Here is a 19,593-nt window from a genome sequence, read left to right as displayed (position 1 = left end):
TCTAGCTCTCGATTCAGCTCTCGAACGCGGTCGGCATGTACTGGTCCACGTTGTCCTTCGTCACCACCGGCGCGAACAACTGGACGGTGCGCGGCACCTCGACCTCCACCAGGTCGCCGAGGGCCTTCTTCTGCACCAGCAGCCGGGCCAGCCGGATGCCGTCCGCGCCCTGCGTGGACGGGTAGATGACGGTGGCCTTCAGCAACGAGTTGCCGGACTTGATGTCCCGCATCACGTTCGCCGAGCCGGCCCCGCCGACCACGAAGAACTCCTTGCGGCCGGAGTTCTTGATCGCGGCCATCACGCCGACACCCTGGTCGTCGTCGTGGTTCCAGATCGCGTCGATCTTCGGCGCCGCCTGGAGCAGGTTGGCCGCGGCCTTCTCACCGGACTCGACCGTGAACTCGGCCGCGACCCGGTTGGTCACCTTCAGGCCGCAGTCGGCCAGCGCTTCCTTGAAGCCCTTGCTGCGGTCCTGAGTCAACGGCAGCGAGTCGATTCCGGCGATCTCGGCGACCACCGCGTCCTTCTTGCCCTTCAGTTGCTGGCAGACGTAGGTACCGGCCGAGACGCCCATCCCGTGGTTGTCACCGAGGATCGTCGTCCGGGCGGCGAACGGGCTGTCGAACTCGCGGTCCACGTTCACGACCGTGATCCCGGCCTCCATCGCCTTGGTCGCGACCGGGGTGAGCGCGGCGCCGTCGAACGGCAGCAGCACGATCGCGTCCACCTTCTGGTTGATGAAGGTCTCGACCTGGCTGATCTGCAGGTTCACGTCGTTGGTGCCCTCGGCAACGAGCAGCTCGACGTCGGAGTACTTCTTCGCCTCGGCCTGGGTCGCCTTGGTGATCGCGCCCATCCAGCCGTGGTCGGCGGCCGGCGCGGAGAAGCCGATCTTGACCTTCTTGCCGGGCTCGTCGTTCTTGACGCCGGCCGCGGCCTGCGGCGCGGTGTCGCCGTTGTCCTCGGCTTTCGGGGTGTTGCTGGTACAGGCCGCGAGCGCGAGCACGCTCAGGCCTGCCATGACCAGTGTTCGGGCGGGACGTGCGGACATCTTTGTCCTCCTCTTAGGTGCTGGTGCTACGTGCGGCCAGACGCTGCTGGAGAAGAACGGCGATCACGATGATCACGCCCTTCGCCACTGACTGTGCGGAGATACTGAGATTGTTGAGCGTGAAAACGTTGTTCAGCGTCGTGAAGATCAGTACGCCGATCACCGTGCCGACGATCGTGCCCCGGCCACCGGACAGCAGCGTGCCGCCGATCACCACGGCCGCGATCGCGTCCAGTTCGTACAACTGACCGTGGGTCGAGCTACCGGTCGTCGTCCGGGCCATCAGCATCACCGCGGCGATCCCGCAGCACAGCCCGGCCAGGACGTACAGCGCCACCGTGTGCCGCTGGACCTTGATCCCGGCCAGCCGCGCGGCCTCCGCGTTCCCGCCGACGGCGAAGGTCCGGCGGCCGAAGGTGGTCCGGTTCAGCACCACCCAGCCGGCCGCGGCGACCAGCAGGAAGATCCAGACCAGCACCGGTACGCCGATCAGCGAGCCGCCGAAGAAGTCCACGAACGAGTTCACCGTGATGATCTGGGTCCGCCGGTCGGAGATGATCTCGGCCAGACCACGAGCCCCGGCCAGCATCGCCAGCGTCGCGATGAACGGCACGATCTTGCCGTAGGCAACGAGTAGCCCGTTGACCAGACCACAGGCGGCGCCGACCAGGAGCGCCGTACTGACCATGAAGATCCAGTGGAAGTCGGCGGCCAGTTGCTGGGTCGCCAGCGTGGTCGCCCAGACCGAGGCGAGCGCGACCATCGCGCCGACCGAGAGGTCGATACCGCCGCCGGTGATCACGAACGTCATGCCGATGCTGACCACGCCGATCACCGCGGCCAGCCGCAGGATCGTCAGCACGTTGGCACCGGTGGCGAACGTGTCGCCCGCGGTGGCGACGCCGACGATGCACAGCACGACGAGGGCCACCACCAGGCCGAGGTTGCGGCCCATCCCCGTTCTCAGCAGGTTGCCGGAGCGCGGCGCGGCCGGCGGGGTGACCGTCGCCTGCGTCGATGCCGTCGACTCCAGAGGGGTCTCCAGAGGCGTGTCTACAGGTGTCTTGAGAGGTGCGTCCTCACTCACACCGCACTTCCTTCCATCACCAGGTCCAGGACCTGGTGTTCGTCGATGTCTTGCGCGGGCCCGATGTGGACGGCACGCCCCTCCCGCAGTACGACGACCCGGTCGGCCAGACCGAGTACTTCCTCGACCTCGCTGGAGACCAGCACGATCGCGACCCCGTTGGCGGCCAGTGTGCGAACCAGCGCGTAGATCTCCGACCGCGCACCGACATCGACGCCTCGCGTCGGTTCGTCGAGCAGCAGCACGCGGCAGTCCCGCAGCAACCAGCGGGCCAGCACGACCTTCTGCTGGTTGCCGCCGGACAGGTTGCGCACGGGCTGGTCGACTCCGGCCGGGCGGACATCCAGTGCCCTCGTGAGCTCCGAGGCAGCGTCTCGCTCCGCCCGGTTGTTCAGGAATCCGCCGCCGGCGAACCGCGCCATCGACGACACCGTGATGTTCTTGTAGACGGCCTCGTCCAGCAACAGTGCCTGACTCTTCCGCTCCTCCGGCGCCAACCCGACTCCGGCCTTCACGGCAGCCTGCACCCGGCCCGGCCGCAGCGTCACGCCGTTGACCGTGACGGACCCGCTCGCGGCCCGCCGAGCGCCGTACACGGTCTCGAGTACTTCGGAACGCCCGGAGCCGACGAGTCCGGCCAGACCGACGATCTCGCCCGCGCGGACGGTGAAGCCGATGCCGGCGAACTCCCCTGGCCTGGTCAGGTCGTTCACCTCGAGTACGACGGGCGCCGTACTGAGGATCTCCTGGCGGGGCGGGAAGACGTACTCGATCGAGCGGCCGGTCATCAGCCGGATCAGTTCCTTCGTCGGCGTCTCGCGCGCGTCCAGACCGGTGGCTACGGTGGCCCCGTCCTTCAGCACGGTAACGCGGTCGCCGATCTCGCGGATCTCTTCGAGCCGGTGCGAGATGTAGACCACGGCCACACCGCGCTGGGTGAGGCCGCGGATGACGCGGAAGAGGTTCGACACCTCTTCGGGATCGAGGACCGCGGAGGGTTCGTCCATCACGATCAGGTGGGCGTCACGGGACAGGGCGCGGGCCATGCTGACCACCTGCTGACCGGCGGCCGGGAGTGATCCGACCGTCCGATGCACCGGGATCTCGCCGTGCCCGAGTCCACGCAGGATCTCGCGGGCCCGGGTGTTCGCCTCGTGCGTGCGGCTGAACCCGAAGCGGGACGGCTCGTGGCCGAGGAAGATGTTGTCCGCCACGGTCAGGTCGGGGACCAGGTCGAGCTCTTGGTAGATCGCCGCGATCCCGCGATCGATCGCCGCGGTCGGGCTGTTCAGCTGGACCTCTTCACCGTCGATGTGGATCGTGCCGGCGTCCGGTTGATGTGCGCCGGTGAGGACGCGGATCAGCGTGGACTTGCCGGCGCCGTTCTGCCCGAGCAGGCAGTGCACTTCGCCGGCCCGGACATCGAGATCGACGCCGTCGAGCGCCCGTACGCCGGGGAATTCCTTGACGATGCCGGTCATCTGCAGGAGGTCGGTCATTGCGCCACTCCTGCCTCGGTGCGGCCGATCACGGTCGGATCTACGAAGACCTGGTCGAGCGAGATCTGGGCGCCGCCACGGACCGCCGCCGCGAAGCCGAGATCGGACCGGACGACCCGGCAGCCGCCGCCGTTCGGTGCGATCACCCGATCCCGGATCGCCTTCTCCAGTGGGTCTTTCAGCCACGGCCCGAGGACGGCGAAGTAGCCGCCGAGCACGAGCACGTCCGGGTTCAGGATGTTCACCAGGATCGCTCCCCCAATTCCCAGCCAGGTGCCGACGTCCTTCAGCGCGGTCAGTGTCCGCGCGTCCCCCGCTTCGGCCCGCCGGGTGATCCCGGCCAGCCGTTGCTCCACGTCCAGGGACGGATCCCGGACCGGATCGTCCCTGTCCGTTGCCTTGTGCAACAGTGCGGTCAGCCCGACGACGGTCTCCCAGCACCCGGTCCGCCCGCAGCCGCAGGTCCGCCCGGGTGGCGCGACCGGCATGTGCCCGACCTCGCCGCTGTATCCGCGCCCGCCGCGGAGCAGGTGCCCGCCGGCGACCACGCCGCCGCCGACCCCGACCGCCCCGGTGAGCAGGACCAGATCGTGCACCGGACCTGTCTCGTCGTCCTCGGAGCGCCGCAGCTCCGCGTACGCCGCCAACGCGGCGAGGTTCGCTTCGTTGTCCACGTGCAGCGGGTACGTCGGTTCGCCGAGCCGCGAGCGCATCTCCTGGGCGACCGAGAGCTCACCCCACCCCAGGTTCGGCGCGAGCTTCAGATCACCGGTCGCACCCTGGACCAGGCCGGGTACCGCGAGCGTGACACCGGCGAGTTGCCCGCCGCGCGAATCCACCGCCGCCACGGCTTCCTGAACCAGGTCCGCCAGCCGGTCCAGCGTCGTACTCGGCTCGAGGTGCGCGACATCGAGGGGGACGCGGCGCTCGAGCACCGTGGCGCCGGCCAGGTCGAGAGCGGCGACGGCGAGGTAGTCGACGTTGATCTCGGCGCCGACGCCGCAGACGCTCGTACCGTCGAGCTCGACGAGCTGGCCCGGTCGGCCGAGGGCTCGGGTCGAGTCGGCCGAACCCTCGCGGAGCAGGCCGCGCTCGAGCAGTTCGGCGACCAGGCTGCTGACCGTGGCCTTGTTCAGGCCGGTGTCTGAGGCGATCCGGGCGCGCGAGCGTGGTCCTAGGTCGCGGACGTGCCGGAGGACCACAGAGAGGTTGTTGCGGCGCAGTGAGACGTGGTCGGCGGCGACCCCTCGGTTGCCAGGGCGACGGCCGTCGGTCAGCGACATTCGGGCACCCCTCCCGGACTTTGTCTGTTGAGCCAACAAACTAAGTTTCAGCGCGAATCGCGTCAAGGCCTTGCGACGATCGCTTTCTTGCAAGAGTCTGTTCAAGATTTCCTCCCGCCCCCACAGGAGTCCGCCCCATGAAGCTTTCCCGTCGTACTTTGCTTGCCTCGACCGCCGCGACTGCCCTGGTCGGGACCGTCTCAGAGTTTGCGTCCGCCGCCAGCCCGCCCGGAGATGTCGTCGGCAAGGTGACCGTCGGCTACCAAGGCTGGTTCGCCTGTGCCGGCGACGGTGCGCCGATCAACGGCTGGTGGCACTGGAGCAACAACTGGGGTCAGCCGCCGTCGCCGACCAACAACGCGATCGCGAGCTGGCCGGATGTGCGTGACTACAGCTCGACGTACCAGACGGCGTACTCGAATCTCGGCAACGGGCAGGCCGCCCGGTTGTTCTCGTCGTACGACCAGCAGACCGTGAACACGCACTTCCAGTGGATGCAGCAGAACGGCTGCGACACCGCCGCGCTGCAACGGTTCAACCCGACCGGCGGCGAAGGGCCGACCCGCGACGCGATGGCGGTGAAAGTCAGGCAGGCGGCCGAGCAGTACGGCCGCAAGTTCTACATCATGTACGACGCCACCGGCTGGACGAACATGCAGTCGGAGATGAAGGCCGACTGGACCGCGAAGATGCAGGCCTACACCTCGTCACCGGCGTACGCGCGGCAGAACGGCAAGCCGGTCGTGTGTATCTGGGGCTTCGGCTTCGACGAGGCGAACAAGGCCTGGCCGGCAACTGTCTGCCTCGACGTCGTGAACTGGTTCAAGGGTCAGGGTTGCTACGTGATCGGCGGCGTACCCACACACTGGCTGCCGGGGAACGAGGACTCCCGGCCGGGCTACCTGGACGTGTATCACGCGTTCAACATGCTGTCGCCGTGGATGGTCGGCCGGATCAGCGACCTCGCGGGCGCGGATCACTACTACAACAACGTGAATCAGCAGGACCAGGCCGACTGCAACGCGCACGGGATCGACTACCAGCCCTGCGTCATCCCGGGTGACCTGCAGTCCGGCCACCGGCGGCACGGCGAGCTGATGTGGCGGCAGTTCTACAACCTCACCCGCGTCGGCGTGCAAGGGCTCTACATCTCGATGTTCGACGAGTACAACGAGGGCAACCAGATCGCGAAGACCGCGGAGAGCAGCGCCTGGGTGCCGAACGGTTCGGGCATCCGCGCCTTGGACGAGGACGGTACGGCGTGCTCCGCGGACTACTACCTGCGGTTGACCAACGACGGCGGGCGGATGTTCAAGGGCCAGACGCCGGTGACCGCGACCCGGCCGACGGTCCCGATGCCGAGCCAGGGTACGGGCGGCGCGATCTTCTACGAGCACGTGGATTACGGCGGTGCGGCCGGTGTAGCGCTTGCCAAAGGCAACTACACGCGAGCCCAGCTGCAAGCGGCCGGGGTGCAGGACAACTGGGCGTCCTCGGCCCGGGTGCCGGCCGGCTGGACGGTGACGATCTACGCCGAGGACAACTTCGGCGGCCAGGCCTGGACGCGGACGGCGGACACGCCGAACTTCGTCGCGTTGACGCCGAACGCGAACGACCAACTGACGTCCTGCCGGATCTCCTAGAAAAGCTCCATGCTGTCTGAGACGGCCGAGATGACCGGGTTGTCCAGGTAGAGACGGCAGGCGATCGCGTGGCCGGCGCAGGTGAGCAGCGCCGGTCCCGCGGCGTCGACCACCCGGTATGCGACGGGGTGCTCGCAGCGTTCGACGGCGCCTGCGTTGGTGTGGCCGCAGCCCAGGATGTGGCAGGTGACGGACTCGCCGACGTTCATCAGTGTGAGGCCGTGTTCGGGGCAGACGCCCCAGCCGACGCCACAGGCCTGACCTTCGTTCGCAGCCAGGCGGACCAGCTTGCCGGCCGTGACCTCGAGCTCGCTCGCGATCGTGCGGAAGGTGCTCGCGGCCTGGTCGAGATCGCGGCGGAACCGCCGCATCTCGACGGACTCGGGCATGCCACGGGTGGCGGCCTGCAGGTTCTCGGACAGAGCCATCGCGGCGACGGCGATCTCGTCGACCCGGACGGGCGTGTTGAACTCGCCCAGCGTCGTACCGTTCGGCACCCGCGGGCGATCGCGGACCTCGGAGGTCCAGTCACTGCGGGGCTTGCCGTTCGCGGCCGGTGGCTCGAGCGAGATCTCACCGACCTGCCGCTCGGCGTGCCAGCCCGGCTCGGCCGAACCACCAGGTGTGGCCGGGCCAGGGGTCGCCGCGCCGGCGGGTGTGTCCGGGTCCTCGACCGGGACCTGTCCGAGCTTGGTCTCCGATTGCGGACCGTGACCATTGGTCCCGTTCGCGGCCGTGGTCCCGTTCACCGGGATCCGGCTTTCCTGCGCTGTCCGCCCGTTCATGCAGCCTCACTCGCTATGTGCTTGGCTCTCGCCATGCGCGCCCCCTGATGTGCCTCCGCTGGCCGATCGTGCCACGTCCGCGCCGCCTGAGACCAGAGGAAATGGCCGCGCGTCACCTACCGCTCCCCCGTCCTTGCACACCGCAACAATTCACCCCAGCTGAAGCTAGAATTCCCCACGCACAGTTCAGTGAATCACACGCTGTGCGTTCCTCGACGAGGCTTTAACATTTCCCCACTGTGGGTCACGGCGAATCGTCAGACCGTAGTATTCAAACGAGCTTTCAGGAACTCGACGGTCCGCGCGCGGGCAGCGAAGGCGGAGTTCGGCGGCTGCTCGCGGACCTCCGCGGTGAGCACAGCGTGAGCGGACCGGCCGTATCCGTCCGGGTTGCCCGGCGTGGAGTCGAGCTCGATCACCTCGAACGCGTCGCCGAGCTGCGCGCGCAAAGTGGCGAACCTCGCGGGCGCCGCAGCCCGGTCCGCGCTGAACCGCAGCCCGAGCAGGCACAGCCCGTCCGTCCGCGTCCGCTCCTTGACGATCTCCAGCTCGGCCTCCGACACACCCGGGTCGCGGCGCATCCGGCCGGAGATCGGGAAGGGCACCGACGGCTGGCTCAGGACCGGCGCGTTCACCACGTCCTCGACCGCGGTGGCGAGGGCGAACCCGCCGGTGAAGCACATACCGATCACGCCGACCCCGCGTCCCGGCGTGCGCACGGCCAGGTCGGTGGCGACGGCCCGCAGGTACTGCGTGATCGGCCGTTGGGCGTTGGTCGCGAAGGCCCGGAACTCCTTCGCGACACACAGCCGCGCGACCGTGGTGAGCACGTAGCCCATGCTCATGGCGCGTCCCGGCGTACCGAAGGGTGACGGGATGACGACGGTGAACCCCTCGCTGACGAGGTGGTCGCCGAGGCCGAGCACCTCCGGCGAGAGGCCCGGGATCTCCGGGATCAGCACGACGCCGGGACCTGACCCCTTTTCGAAGCAGTCGTACGTCAGACCGGCGCCGGTGAAAGGCGCCCGCTGCCAGCCGGCCAGATCAGAGCTCGGAGCCGCAGTCATGTGGTCAGCTTAGAGTGCGCGCGCCGCGACAAGCTGTGGTCGCCGGGATTGCTGCTTTTGGCAGGTCGGGCGCTGGTCAAACCGGACCAGACCTCTGAGATACTCCCGCCACTGTCACTTTGAGACCCTTGGGGGGGTCCCTTGTCCATCCGCCCTGCTCATTTGCTGCGTCTGGGCCTGCCCGCTGCCTTGGTCGCGGGCGCACTCGTCACCTTGACCAGCTCGTCCGGTTCCGCTGCTGAACCCCGCGCGTACCGGCCGCCGTTCACCGCTCACCACAACACCGCGAAGGCCGAGTACGAGCCGAACACGGTGATGGTGAAATTCAAGGCGAAGACCACCTCGTCGGCCCGCAAGGCCGCGGTGTCGAAGTTCGGTGCTACCGCCGAGACCTCGGTCAGCTCGGGTGTCGTCCGGCTCAAGGGGGATGTCGCCGCGCCGGACCTGCTGAAGAAGGTCACGGCCGACCCGACCGTCGAGCTCGCGTCGCTGAACTACAAGCGCCACATCGCCGCCGTACCGAACGATCTGTACTACAACAGCGACCAGAAGACGTACTTCAACACGGTCCGGATGCCGCAGGCCTGGGACCTGTCCAAGACGACCGGCAGCCAGATCGTCGCGGTCCTGGACACCGGCGTCGACGCCGGCCACCCCGACCTGGTCGGGCACCTGGCCACCGGCTACAACGCCACCTCCCCGAACCGCGGCCCGATCGACGACAACGGCCACGGCACCATGACCCTCGGCATCATCGCCGCCGGCGCCAACAACCGCGCAGGCGTTGCGGGCGTCGGCTGGAACGTCAAGGCCATGCCGGTGAAGGTGCTCGCTTCTGACGGCTCCGGGTACGACGTGGACATTGCCGAGGGCATCGACTGGGCCGTTGCCCACGGCGCCAAGGTGATCAACATGTCGCTGAGTGGTCCGGGTGACAACGTCGTACTGCACGACGCTGTCATCCGTGCGGCCAACAGGGGTGTTGTCGTAGTGGCTGCCGCGGGCAACGACGGGTCGGACGTCGTGCAGTATCCGGCCGCGTACCCCGAGGTCATTGCTGTTGGCGCCACCAACGCTGGCGGGGTCCTGACCGACTTCAGCTCGTACGGCGACTGGGTCGACATCGCGGCGCCGGGCTGGGACATCCTCAGCACTGGCGTACGTTCGATGACGCCCTCCGGTTATGAGCCGTACTGGTACTGCACTGGTACCTCCTGCTCGTCGCCGATCGTCGCTGGGGTCGCGGCGATGGTGAAGAACAAGTGGCCGTCGTTCACCGCGGCCCAGGTCGCGCAGCGACTCAAGGTCCTCGCCCGCGACGCCGGTCCCCGCGGCACGGATCCGTACTACGGTGCCGGCATCCTGGACGCGTACACGGCTCTGGGTGGCAAGTGGACAACGGACTTCGCGGTCAATGCGGCCGACGGGAACGACCAGCCCGCACGGGCGACGGCGCTTGCCGTGCCGAGTACGACCAGCTCGACGATCAACGTCGAAGGTGACGTCGACTGGTACAAGGTGACCTCAGCCGCCGCGCGCAACCTGAAGGTGACGGTCACCGGAGCCGAGTTCAACTGCGCCTATTCGGTGAACATGGGACCGCGGATCGACGTGTACGACGCCGATCTCAAACCGCTCATGAACGCGGTGAACCCGTACCCGACAACACCGGTCGATCCGGCCACCGGATGCAATCTGCCGGTAAAGCTGGCGGCAACAGCGAACGTCAGTGTGCCGGCCGGTGCGGCTTACTTCGCCGTACGCAACGACAACGGCTCACGCGACACGCGGGCGTACTCGCTGGCCGTCTCCGCAGAGGGCAGCGGTGGGACCGAAAGCGGCTCGCCGTACCCGGCGCTGGACGTGCAGCCGGCCGACCTGTCGGCGACCGCGGCCGTGTCCGTGAAGCCGACGATCACCTTCGCCCAGGCCATGGACCCGACCACAGTGGTCACCCCGCGCGTCCGGCTCCTGAACGGCAAGACGGATGCGACGATCCCGGCGACGGTCGAGTACGACGCGGCTACGCGCAAGGCGACCCTCACGCCGACCACGCCGCTGCTCGACAACACGACGTACAAGATTCTCGGCGAGACGCTGAAGACGGCGGACGGGTTCGACCTGCCGTATTTCCGGTCAGTGTTCAGCACTGCTGACACCGTCCCGCAGCCGGTGGGGACATTCGATGCGACCGGGGCCTACCTGGCCGCGAACCTGTCCTGGAAGGTGCCGGCGACGACCGACGTGGATCAGGTCATCGTGCGACGGAACCCGGGCAGCAAGGCGCCGGCCATCAACACCGGGATCCTGGTGTACGCCGGCGGCGGATCCTCGGTGAAGAACACCGGGCTGCTGCAGGGCGTCACCTACACGTACGCCGCCTGGGTCAAGGACCGCAGTGGAAAGGTCAGCCCGGTGGCGACGACGCAGCTGCTCGGGATGAAGACCGGCATCAGCGTGACATCGACGCTGATCAACTACGGCGGCTCGATCACGATCAAGGGCAGCACGCTGCGGATCGACAACAAGGCGTACGCCGGGTTGCCGACCAACCTGTACGTGCGGCCGAAGAACTCGTCGACGTTCAAGCTGCTGGCCGCGTTCAAGACGTCGCCGACGGGCACGATGAGCCTGGCCTACAAGCCGACGGTGTCCTCGGTCTTCATGCTCACGTTTCCCGGCAACGCCGACCTGATGGGGACCCGGACGGTCGACGTCACTGTGCAGGTGGCGCCGACGATCTCGGCCACGCTCGCACCGGCCGCGATCAAGCTGGGCAAGACCACTGCGTTCAGCGGGTACGTCGCTCCGGCGCATGCGGGGCAGCCCGTGTACCTGCAGCAGTACGGGAGCAAGGTCTGGAAGTCGATCGCCTCGGTGAAGCTGAGCTCCTCGGGCAAGTACGCGTTCGGCATCAAGCCCGCCGTCCGCGGCCAGATCGCCTACCGGGTGTGGTTCCCGGGCGACGCCGACCATGCGCAGGCGTTCACCGCGAACAAGATCGTCACGATCAGCTGACAGCACCACCTCCCGCATGCCCCGGCCTTTGGTCGGGGCATGCGGCTGTTCAGGGGGCGTAGTGCTGGACGGCGCCGCCCTGCGAGAGATCGACCAGGGTGTGGGCCAGTGCCCGCGCGTCGGCGAGGACCTCGTCGAGGTCCATCGTGGTGAGCCGGCGGTCCCGGACCACAACGTTGCCGTCGACAACGACCGTGACGACGTCGGAGGCACGGACCGAGTAGACGAGCGCTGCTCGCGGGTCGTGGATCGGCTGGTTGTGCGGTTTGGAGAGATCGACGAGAACGATGTCGGCCTGGCGGCCTGGTTCGAGGGCGCCGATGCTGTCGGCGAGTCCGGCCGCGGCGGCGCCTCCTCGGGTGGCGAGGCGGATGATGTCTGACAGTGGCATCCACTCGGCGTCGTGTTCGCGCTGCTTCTGGGTGAGAGCGACCATCCGGAGGGACTCCCAGACATCGAGCGTGTTGTGTACGGCGGCGCCGTCCGTGCCGACGCCGACGCGTACGCCCGCGGCCTGGAGACCCTTGATCGGGGTCACCTCGCCCATTGCGAGCTTGAGGTAGACCTTGGGGCAACTGGCGACGGTGACGCGATCGGCGTACCGCTCGAGGATCGGCAGGTCAGACTCGCGGATGCCGCAGCCGTGCGCGATCAGAGTGCCGGCCTCCAGGACGCCGGTGCGCTCGAGGACCTGCATCGGCGTCACGCCGTACTTGTCTACTGAGGACTGGGTCTGATCGTCGGTCTCGGCGGCATGCAAGTGGATCCGGAATCCCTCCGCTTGCGCGATGTCCGCCGTACGCCGCAGGTCGTCGTCGTTCACCGTGTACGTCGCGTGTGGGCCGAGGCTGGCCGTGATCCGGGAGTCGAGGGTGCTGAGCTCGCGGGCGGTGGCGATCGCGGCGTCGATCGCTTCGGGACCGGCGGACGAGAAGTAGGTGGGCGCGAGATCGGCGCGAATGCCGGACTCGACCGCGGCGGCCGCAATCTGGTCGGCGTGGAAGTAGTGGTCCACGAACGTGGTCACGCCGGCGAGCAGCATCTCCGCACAGGCCAGCCGAGCCCCGACGCGTACGCGCTCCGGCGTCAGGTTGACCTCCATCGGCCAGATCCGCTGGTTGAACCAGTCATCGATCGACAGGTCTTCCGCGGCCCCACGCATCATCACCATCGGACTGTGCGTATGCGAGTTCACCAACCCAGGAACGGCAACCAGCCCACTCCCATCGATCACCTCCCACTCCCCCGCCGTAACGGGACCCGTCGGGGTGATCGCAGTGATCCGGCTGTCCTGCACATAGATGTCCTGCGCTTCGTCCACCCGGCACTCGCCCACGACAGGCACGATCAATACCGAGACATCACGAATCAGCAGCCCAGTCATCCATCCTCCACGAGCTCGTCGTACCGCAGTCTCACCGATGGGCGGGCCACTTGCCGCAGTCGCTGTGTAGCCCCGCGAGCTGCGGTCGATCAGGATCTGCGCGAGATGACCATGATGTATTCGCAGGGCGCGTTCGTTCGGTTGGCGAAGCCGTGGTCCGCGTCGGCCCGGAAGAACAAGGAATCGCCTGTGCTCAGGGTTTCGCTGATCCCGCCGATCGCGACCGTGACGGTGCCTTCGAGCACCACGAGTTGCTTTTCCGTGCCCGGCGGATACGCGGGCAGCAGGCCGGTGGAGACCTGCGCGGGGAGGTAGTGGACGACCATCTCAGGCCCTCCCGCACCCGGGGCCGCCGACACCATGTGCCGCTCGAAGCCGGTTTCCGGGTCACGGAAGATCGGGCGATCGCTCTTGCGCATGACAATGGCAGCGCCGGACGAGACAGCGGTCGGCGCACCGATCAGGTCCGAGAGCGACGCGTCGAGCGCGTAGGCGATCCTGGACGCGATCCCGATCGTCGGGCTCTTCTCGCCGCGTTCGACCTTGGACAGCATCGCCCGGCTGACCGACGACTGCGTGGACAGCTGCTCCAGCGTCAGGCCTGCCTCCTCGCGGCGCCGCCGCACGTTACCGCCGAACGCGCCGGCCAGGTCGTCGCCGTGCTGCGGTTCGGCCGCGTTGTCGTCTTGCTCGACCGCCGTTTGCTTGACCACCGTGCTCCTCGATTGATGGGGACCTCGCTGCGCACAGTTTACGGTTTCCCCTAAAGAAGATACGCTCTTCTATCGGAGACAGGCACGACGACGGAGGTTCCATGCGTTTGACATCGAGTGGCCGGCACCACGCCACGTTCGAATTCGGAGATCTGCAGGTGATCTCGTTGCGAGACGGGTACATCGACATGCCGCCGACCCGGCTCCGCGACGAGGACGGGCACACGCTCGACGAACTGCCCGCCGCCGTCCCATTGGCCGGGGACAACTTGCGCCTGTCGGTCAACGCCTTCTTCGTCACCGACGGCACGCGGTCCCTTCTCATCGACACCGGCGCGTCCAACGCCTGGCACGACCCCACCATGGGCTTGATCTACCACGCGCTCGACGAAGCGGGAGTCGACCGCGGGCACATCACCGATGTGGCCATCACGCACAACCACGAAGACCACGTAAGCGGCTTGATCGCGCCGGACGGGTCCAAGGCGTTCGCCAAACTCGAGCGGGTGTGGATCGGCGCGGGCGACACCTCGGTGTTCACGCGGCCACGACTCGAGCCGGTTCGCGATCGGGTCGTCCCCGTGTCGGAGAAGGTCGCGATCAACGACTGGGCCACCGCGGTCCCGACACCGGGCCACACACCCGGTCACACCGTCTACGACATCAGCAGCGGCTCCGGCCACCTTCTCGTCTGGGGCGACACGGTTCACGTCCCCACGCTCCAGTTCGATCAGCCGAAGGTGTCCTGGGAACTCGACGGCGACCAGTCCCAGGCCCGCGCCGCTCGAGCCGGCCTCCTCGAGCAGCTGACCCGGCCACACCACTTCGTCGCCGGCGCCCACCTCGACTCACCCGGCATCGCCCGAGTAACCCCCGCCGGCAACGGCTACACACTGGAATACCTCGCCCCACCAATCACCTGACCCAGCCCGTCCGGCTAGCGCAGGGCGGTGCCGTCGGGGCATGACGTCGTAGGGAAGGGCGCCGCCTTCCAGGTGCAGGGTCGGGCGCAGCCCGGCCAGATCGTGGTCCGTCGCAGACTGGATTGTGGGAGACAAGCGTGGCTGCGCGCCCTTCCGCGTTTGGTTGGCCGAGACTTGGCCCCTGGCGACTATGCAAGGGGCCGTCGGGCGCTCTCGGGCCGTGTTGGGGTGAGCGTTCAGTTGGCGCCGTCGACCGCGTTGCTCACCGGGGTCCATTCGTCTAGTTCGGCGATTCGCGCGACCAGTGCGGTGCGGATGTCATTGGCGGCGGCGCTTCCGGTCGCGATGCGGTGCGGCGGGGTGGCGGTCTCGGTGGCGGCGATGATCGCGTCGACGACGCGCTCGGCGCTGTTGAACGCGGTCGGCGGCAGGCCTCCGATCGTCTTGAGGACTTCGCGCACGGTCTGGTCGTAGTCGCCGATGGTCTCGACGTGGTCCAGGTTGGCCAGGAAGGACGTGGCCGTGAGGCCCGGCTCGATCAGCGTGACCTTGATGCCCAGTGGGTCCAGCTCTCCGAACAGGGCCTCGGTCAGACCTTCGACAGCGAACTTGGTTGCCGCGATCATGCCGACACCCGCGTGGGCCATCTGACCGAAGTAGGAGGAGCCCTGGAGGATGTGGCCCGACTTCTGGGCGCGCAGCGTCGGCAACGTTGCCCGCAGGACGTTGAGCACGCCGTGCACGTTGGTGTCGAAGATGGCGCGGACCTGCGCGTCGGTCGCTTCCTCGACGGCACCGAAGACGCCGTAGCCGGCGTTGTTGGCAACGAAGTCGATCCCGCCGAACCGCTCGACGCCGGCGGTCACGGCGCTCTGCAGCTGGTTGAGGTCGGCGACGTCGGCGCTGGCGGCGAGGACCTGGTTGCCGTACTTCTCGGTGAGTTGGGTCAGACCTTCGGCCTTGCGGGCGACGGCGATCACGTTGTCGCCCCGATCTGCTGCTCGGACTGCGAGTGCGAGGCCGATTCCGGATGAGGCACCGGTGATGAACCAGGTGCGAGTGGACTGGGACCGGGTGTCGATTGAGCTCGTCATGGTTAGGACCATAACAGCTTCACTCATAACGTCAAGACGCGTTGTTCAGGATTTGTTATGGTTGAACTGCGAGTGACCACAACCAGGTTGAAAGGAGTGCGAGATGAGCACTTCGACGCCGTCCCCTCTTGAGTTGGTCCTGGCCTTCGCGAACACCCATGCAGACGCCGGCGATCGCACAGAGCGGTTCACGGACGCAGAAGGTTTGACGAATTGGCTGGGCGAAGTGGCCTGGAGTGGAGCCGAACCGGCTCGAACTGTCACGGACTCGGACGTCGTTGAGGCCCGTGAGCTTCGTGACGCGTTGGTGACCGTGCTGCTCTCGCACTCGAATGACCCTGCTACCTCTGACCCGGCGGTCCGGTCAGCCGAGGCGATCCTCGAGCGAGCTGGTGACAAGTGTCCGGTCGCAGTGCGGTTGAGCGGCGCGGAGGCGCGTCTTGGTCCAGGCTGCGGCGGGGTAGCGGGCGCGTTCGCGGGCATCTTGGCAGCGGCGACCGAGCTTGCCCTCTCAGGCCAGTGGGCCCGGATCAAAGCATGCCGGAACGAGCCTTGTCACTTCGCGTTCTTCGACCGAAGCAAGAACACATCGGCGGGCTACTGCAGCACGCAGTGCTCCAGTCAGGCGTCGATGCGCGCCTACCGTGCCCGGAAGAAGGAGACGCTCGCCAAGAGCTCGCCGAGCTCCACGACCACCGAGTAGGACACAACAAGCATGGGTAGCTGAACAGTCTGACGCACACCATCAGGCCAGATGGGAACGTATGTTCGAGTTTCGGGTATGGTGGGGGCATGGGTGCTGATCTTCAGGGCTCGTTGCTTGGTGCGTTCGAGGATCCCGGGTTGGGGTCTTTGGACGGGCTGACGCGGACCGAGCTTGGGTCCGGGGCGTGGATCGATGTGCTGCCGGCGTGGTTGACGGGCGCGGATCAGGTGTACGAGCGTCTGGCCCGGGATGTGCCGTGGCAGGCGGAGCGCCGGCAGATGTACGACCGGGTGGTCGACGTACCGCGGTTGCTCTGCTTCTACGGGGAGACCGAGGACCTGCCGCTGCCGATCCTTGATGAGGCTCGGTATGCTTTGAGCGCGCATTATGCGGAAGAGCTTGGCGAGCAGTTCCGGACGGCTGGGTTGTGCTTCTATCGCGATGGTCGGGACAGCGTGGCCTGGCATGGGGATCGGATCGGGCGCGGGAATCACGAGGACACGATGGTGGCGATCGTGTCCGTTGGTGAGCCGCGGGTGCTCGCGTTGCGGCCGCGGCCGGGTGCCGCGAGTGGGCCAGTTGGATCGACTGTGCGGTATCCGCTCGGGCACGGCGATCTGATCGTGATGGGCGGCTCGTGTCAGCGCACCTGGGAACATGCAATCCCCAAGGCCTCCGGCCGCGTCGGCCCCCGCATCAGCATCCAGTTCCGCCCCCACGGCGTCCGCTGACGCGGTCACACAGTCCCCACCCGCCGCACAACGCGCCGAGGGTGTCATGCGGCGGCTGCGGGGGTTGGGAGGGGTTGGTAGATGCGGGTGGGGGCGGCTATGTAAAAGCCGAGTAGGCGGACGTTTGCGGCTCGGCAGAGGTGGGTGGCGGCCTCGGCCCATTCGGCGTCCAGGTCTGGCCAGGAAGGGGGTCCCGGTCGGCCCAGGGCGAGGATGAGCGCGGTGCCGGGGGCGGTGTGGACGGCGGGGATGATCGGGCTCAGGACGGACGAGCAAACGTCAGGAGTCCTGACGGCGGCCGTCCCACCCGCCGGGGCCAGGTGCTCGAACTCGGAGGGTAGATCGATCGTGATGGTGGCTCGGTAGCGGTCGTCGGGGTCACAGAGGAGGACGGTGAACGTGCCGCGCTGCCGCTCGCCGAGGCTGACCATCAGGTCGACGACATCGGCGGCGAGCGCGGGATCGGTGAGTGGCTGGGTGGTCCAGGTCGGTGCGAGGTTCTGGAAGCTCATGTTCATAAACGTGCCGTGATTCCGACCCCGATCCGGAGTTGTCCACAGGGCAATGTGGCCCATCACAACCGGGCCAAAGTGGATCTGCCTGCTGGGCCGCTGCGCTCATAGGCTCAAGTCATACCGAGCCGAGGAGACTCCGATGAGCGTCACGACTGCCAAGCCCCACCAGAAGGTCAGCCGGATGCTGCCACCCGCCGGCGCCCCGCGGGACCTGGCAATGGCCCAGCTCGCCAACTCCGTCGGCGACGGCGCGTTCGTCGTCACCTCGGCCCTGTTCTTCACCCGGGTCGTCGGCCTCTCCACCGCAGAGGTCGGGCTCGGACTGACGATCGCCTGGCTACTGGGATTCCTGGCCGGCGTGCCGTTGGGCAACCTGGCGGATCGGCGCGGCGCCAAGGGCGTAGCAGTCGTGCTGGCGCTCACGACGGCAGGGGCGGTCGGCTCGTTCCTGGTCGTGCGAAGCTTCGCGTTCTTCCTGATCGCCGCGATCGTCTACGCATGCAGCCAGACCGGCCTGACCGCGGCCCGGCAGGCCCTTCTCGCCGGCCTGGTCCAGCCGGCCGAGCGCACGAGGATCCGGGCCTTCCTCCAGTCCACGGTCAACGCCGGACTCGCGGTCGGTGCCCTGCTCGGCGGGATCGCGCTCCGCTTCGACACCGAGACGGCGTACCTGACGGTGTTCGCGGTGGACGCGGTCAGCTTCCTGATCGCGGCCGGACTGATCCGCCGGGTCCCGCCGATCGCGGTCAGCCTGCGGGTGCAGGGTGAGCCGCGGCTGGCCGTCCTGCGGGACCGCCCGTACGCCGTCCTCGCGCTGCTGAACGCGATCATGCTGATGTTCATGCCGCTGATCAGCCTGATCGGCCCGCTCTGGATCGTGACCCGGACCAACGCACCGAACTGGGCCGTCGCGTCGCTGATGATCGTGAACACCCTGGGCGTCGCGTTCTTCCAGGTCCGGATCGCCAAGAGCGTCAAGGATCTCCGCACCGCCACCCGCTCGGTCCGGTACGCCGGTATCGCCATGCTGGCCGCCTGCGGAGTCTTCGCCCTCTCGGCCTACAACAGCAGCCCCGCGGCCGCGGCCACCGTACTCGTCCTGGCCGCCGCTCTCCTCACCCTGGGCGAGATGAAGCTGGCGTCCGGCGCGTGGGAGATCAGCTTCGGACTCGCACCCGCCGACAAGCAGGGGCAGTACCAAGGGTTCTTCGGCACCGGTCCCGCGATCGCCCGCATGCTCGGCCCGGCGCTGCTCACCACGGTGGTGCTCGGCTGGGGTCCGATCGGCTGGATCGCGGTCGGTGCCCTGTTCCTGGGGACCAGTTGCGCAACTGGTCCCGCCGTACGATGGGCCGCACGGACGAGGGCCGTCACCGCGGACGGCCGGTAGAGGAGAACCGCCCGATGGACATCCCCGGATTGGTCGAGATCACGACGTACGACGAGTTGCGTGAGGTCGTCCCGCAGCCGCTCGCCGCCGCGGCCGGCAAGGTTCGCAAGGAGCTGGACGACCTGGATCGGCAGTGGCTCGCGGCCTCGCCGTTCTGCCTGATCGCCACCTCCGCGGCCGACGGCAGCTGCGACGTCTCCCCCAAGGGCGACCCGGCCGGGTTCACCACGATCTTCGACGGCAGCACGATCGCGATCCCGGAGCGGGCCGGCAACCGCCGGGTCGACGGGTTCACCAACATCCTCACCAACCCGCACGTCGGGCTGATCTACTTCATCCCCGGCCGCGGTGACACGCTGCGGATCAACGGGCGGGCCCGGATCGTCAAGGACGCGCCGTTCTTCGACGACATGATCGTCAAGGGCAACCGTCCGCAGCTGGCGCTGCTGGTGGAGATCGAGGAGATCTTCCACCACTGCTCGAAGGCGTTCCTGCGCTCCGAGCTGTGGAAGCCGGAGACCTGGAACCCCGAAGCGATGCCGAGCCGGGCCCGGATCGCGAAGGCGCTGGAGCGGCAGGACACCGAACTGGCCGAGCTCGAGCAGTACTACGGCAAGGCCTACGAAGAGAAGATCTACAAAGTCAAGTACTGAACTACCGCACAGGGAGCAGGCGCGGATACTCCGTGGCGACGATGACAC

The 19,593-nt window shown here is 67.7% G+C and carries 17 protein-coding genes; 7 read left to right on the top strand and 10 right to left on the bottom strand.

Annotation, left to right across the window (positions count from 1 at the left end; translation table 11 throughout):
* Positions 1–13 precede the first annotated feature (13 nt).
* Genes AB0L70_RS27145 through AB0L70_RS27130 form a run of 4 tightly spaced genes read right to left on the bottom strand, consistent with a single transcriptional unit; the run spans position 14 to position 4,923 of the window.
* Positions 14–1,054: a substrate-binding domain-containing protein gene (locus AB0L70_RS27145; protein WP_363688906.1), complete on the bottom strand. Its 1,041-nt coding sequence runs from the start codon at positions 1,052–1,054 to the stop codon at positions 14–16.
* 13 nt (positions 1,055–1,067) lie between these two features.
* Positions 1,068–2,141 carry an ABC transporter permease gene (locus AB0L70_RS27140; RefSeq protein ID WP_363688904.1) on the bottom strand — a complete coding sequence of 358 codons (1,074 nt, stop codon included), beginning with the start codon at positions 2,139–2,141 and terminating at the stop codon, positions 1,068–1,070.
* A complete protein-coding gene (locus AB0L70_RS27135) occupies positions 2,138–3,640 on the bottom strand; it encodes a sugar ABC transporter ATP-binding protein (protein ID WP_363688902.1) in 1,503 nt (500 codons plus the stop codon). The genes AB0L70_RS27140 and AB0L70_RS27135 overlap by 4 nt, the downstream gene beginning before the upstream one ends.
* The gene (locus tag AB0L70_RS27130) at positions 3,637–4,923 is read right to left on the bottom strand and encodes an ROK family transcriptional regulator (RefSeq protein WP_363688900.1); all 1,287 of its coding nucleotides are present in this window, start codon (positions 4,921–4,923) and stop codon (positions 3,637–3,639) included. Before AB0L70_RS27130 ends, AB0L70_RS27135 begins: the two co-directional genes overlap by 4 nt.
* Before the next feature lie 137 nt (positions 4,924–5,060).
* On the opposite strand from AB0L70_RS27130, the gene AB0L70_RS27125 reads away from it, so the two are divergent.
* On the top strand, positions 5,061–6,566 hold the full coding sequence (locus AB0L70_RS27125) for a lectin (RefSeq protein WP_363688898.1): 1,506 nt from the start codon (positions 5,061–5,063) through the stop codon (positions 6,564–6,566).
* On the opposite strand, the gene AB0L70_RS27120 is transcribed toward AB0L70_RS27125, so the two are convergent.
* Positions 6,563–7,351, bottom strand: a complete 789-nt coding sequence (locus AB0L70_RS27120; protein ID WP_363688896.1) for a hypothetical protein — start codon at positions 7,349–7,351, stop codon at positions 6,563–6,565. The genes AB0L70_RS27125 and AB0L70_RS27120 overlap by 4 nt on opposite strands.
* 257 nt (positions 7,352–7,608) lie before the next feature.
* The gene (locus AB0L70_RS27115; protein WP_363688894.1) at positions 7,609–8,418 is read right to left on the bottom strand and encodes a dienelactone hydrolase family protein; all 810 of its coding nucleotides are present in this window, start codon (positions 8,416–8,418) and stop codon (positions 7,609–7,611) included.
* Positions 8,419–8,559: 141 nt separating this feature from the next.
* Here AB0L70_RS27115 and AB0L70_RS27110 point away from each other — a divergent pair, with 141 nt between their 5' ends.
* The gene (locus tag AB0L70_RS27110) at positions 8,560–11,436 is read left to right on the top strand and encodes a S8 family serine peptidase (protein WP_363688892.1); all 2,877 of its coding nucleotides are present in this window, start codon (positions 8,560–8,562) and stop codon (positions 11,434–11,436) included.
* Between the two features lie 49 nt (positions 11,437–11,485).
* On the opposite strand, the gene AB0L70_RS27105 is transcribed toward AB0L70_RS27110, so the two are convergent.
* Both AB0L70_RS27105 and AB0L70_RS27100 read right to left on the bottom strand, forming a co-directional pair.
* The gene (locus tag AB0L70_RS27105) at positions 11,486–12,820 is read right to left on the bottom strand and encodes an amidohydrolase (protein ID WP_363688890.1); all 1,335 of its coding nucleotides are present in this window, start codon (positions 12,818–12,820) and stop codon (positions 11,486–11,488) included.
* An 89-nt stretch (positions 12,821–12,909) separates the two neighbouring features.
* Positions 12,910–13,533, bottom strand: coding sequence for an XRE family transcriptional regulator (locus tag AB0L70_RS27100; RefSeq protein WP_363688888.1), 624 nt, complete (start codon positions 13,531–13,533; stop codon positions 12,910–12,912).
* A gap of 101 nt (positions 13,534–13,634) precedes the next feature.
* On the opposite strand from AB0L70_RS27100, the gene AB0L70_RS27095 reads away from it, so the two are divergent.
* On the top strand, positions 13,635–14,456 hold the full coding sequence (locus AB0L70_RS27095) for an MBL fold metallo-hydrolase (RefSeq protein WP_363688886.1): 822 nt from the start codon (positions 13,635–13,637) through the stop codon (positions 14,454–14,456).
* A 236-nt stretch (positions 14,457–14,692) separates the two neighbouring features.
* On the opposite strand, the gene AB0L70_RS27090 is transcribed toward AB0L70_RS27095, so the two are convergent.
* Positions 14,693–15,550 (bottom strand): SDR family NAD(P)-dependent oxidoreductase, encoded by an 858-nt coding sequence (locus AB0L70_RS27090; protein ID WP_363688884.1) that lies wholly within the window; start codon positions 15,548–15,550, stop codon positions 14,693–14,695.
* A 103-nt stretch (positions 15,551–15,653) separates the two neighbouring features.
* Here AB0L70_RS27090 and AB0L70_RS27085 point away from each other — a divergent pair, with 103 nt between their 5' ends.
* Both AB0L70_RS27085 and AB0L70_RS27080 read left to right on the top strand, forming a co-directional pair.
* Entirely contained in the window at positions 15,654–16,253 is a 600-nt protein-coding gene (locus AB0L70_RS27085) for a CGNR zinc finger domain-containing protein (RefSeq protein WP_363688882.1), read from the top strand.
* A gap of 89 nt (positions 16,254–16,342) precedes the next feature.
* On the top strand, positions 16,343–16,987 hold the full coding sequence (locus AB0L70_RS27080) for an alpha-ketoglutarate-dependent dioxygenase AlkB (protein ID WP_363688880.1): 645 nt from the start codon (positions 16,343–16,345) through the stop codon (positions 16,985–16,987).
* 44 nt (positions 16,988–17,031) lie between these two features.
* Here the strand turns inward: AB0L70_RS27080 and AB0L70_RS27075 are convergent, their stop codons facing one another.
* Positions 17,032–17,499, bottom strand: a complete 468-nt coding sequence (locus AB0L70_RS27075; RefSeq protein WP_363688878.1) for a hypothetical protein — start codon at positions 17,497–17,499, stop codon at positions 17,032–17,034.
* A gap of 142 nt (positions 17,500–17,641) precedes the next feature.
* Between AB0L70_RS27075 and AB0L70_RS27070 the strand changes: the two genes are divergently transcribed.
* Both AB0L70_RS27070 and AB0L70_RS27065 read left to right on the top strand, forming a co-directional pair.
* A complete protein-coding gene (locus AB0L70_RS27070) occupies positions 17,642–18,892 on the top strand; it encodes an MFS transporter (protein WP_363688876.1) in 1,251 nt (416 codons plus the stop codon).
* A 14-nt stretch (positions 18,893–18,906) separates the two neighbouring features.
* Positions 18,907–19,545, top strand: coding sequence for a pyridoxamine 5'-phosphate oxidase family protein (locus tag AB0L70_RS27065; protein ID WP_363688874.1), 639 nt, complete (start codon positions 18,907–18,909; stop codon positions 19,543–19,545).
* The last annotated feature ends 48 nt before the right edge of the window (positions 19,546–19,593 follow it).

Origin of the sequence: Kribbella sp. NPDC051952 (genome assembly GCF_040680855.1) — a bacterium.
In the GTDB taxonomy this organism is placed as follows: Bacteria; Actinomycetota; Actinomycetes; order Propionibacteriales; family Kribbellaceae; genus Kribbella.
The sequence above is the reverse complement of the archived record's forward strand: the minus strand, read 5'-3'. Positions and strand labels throughout refer to the sequence as shown.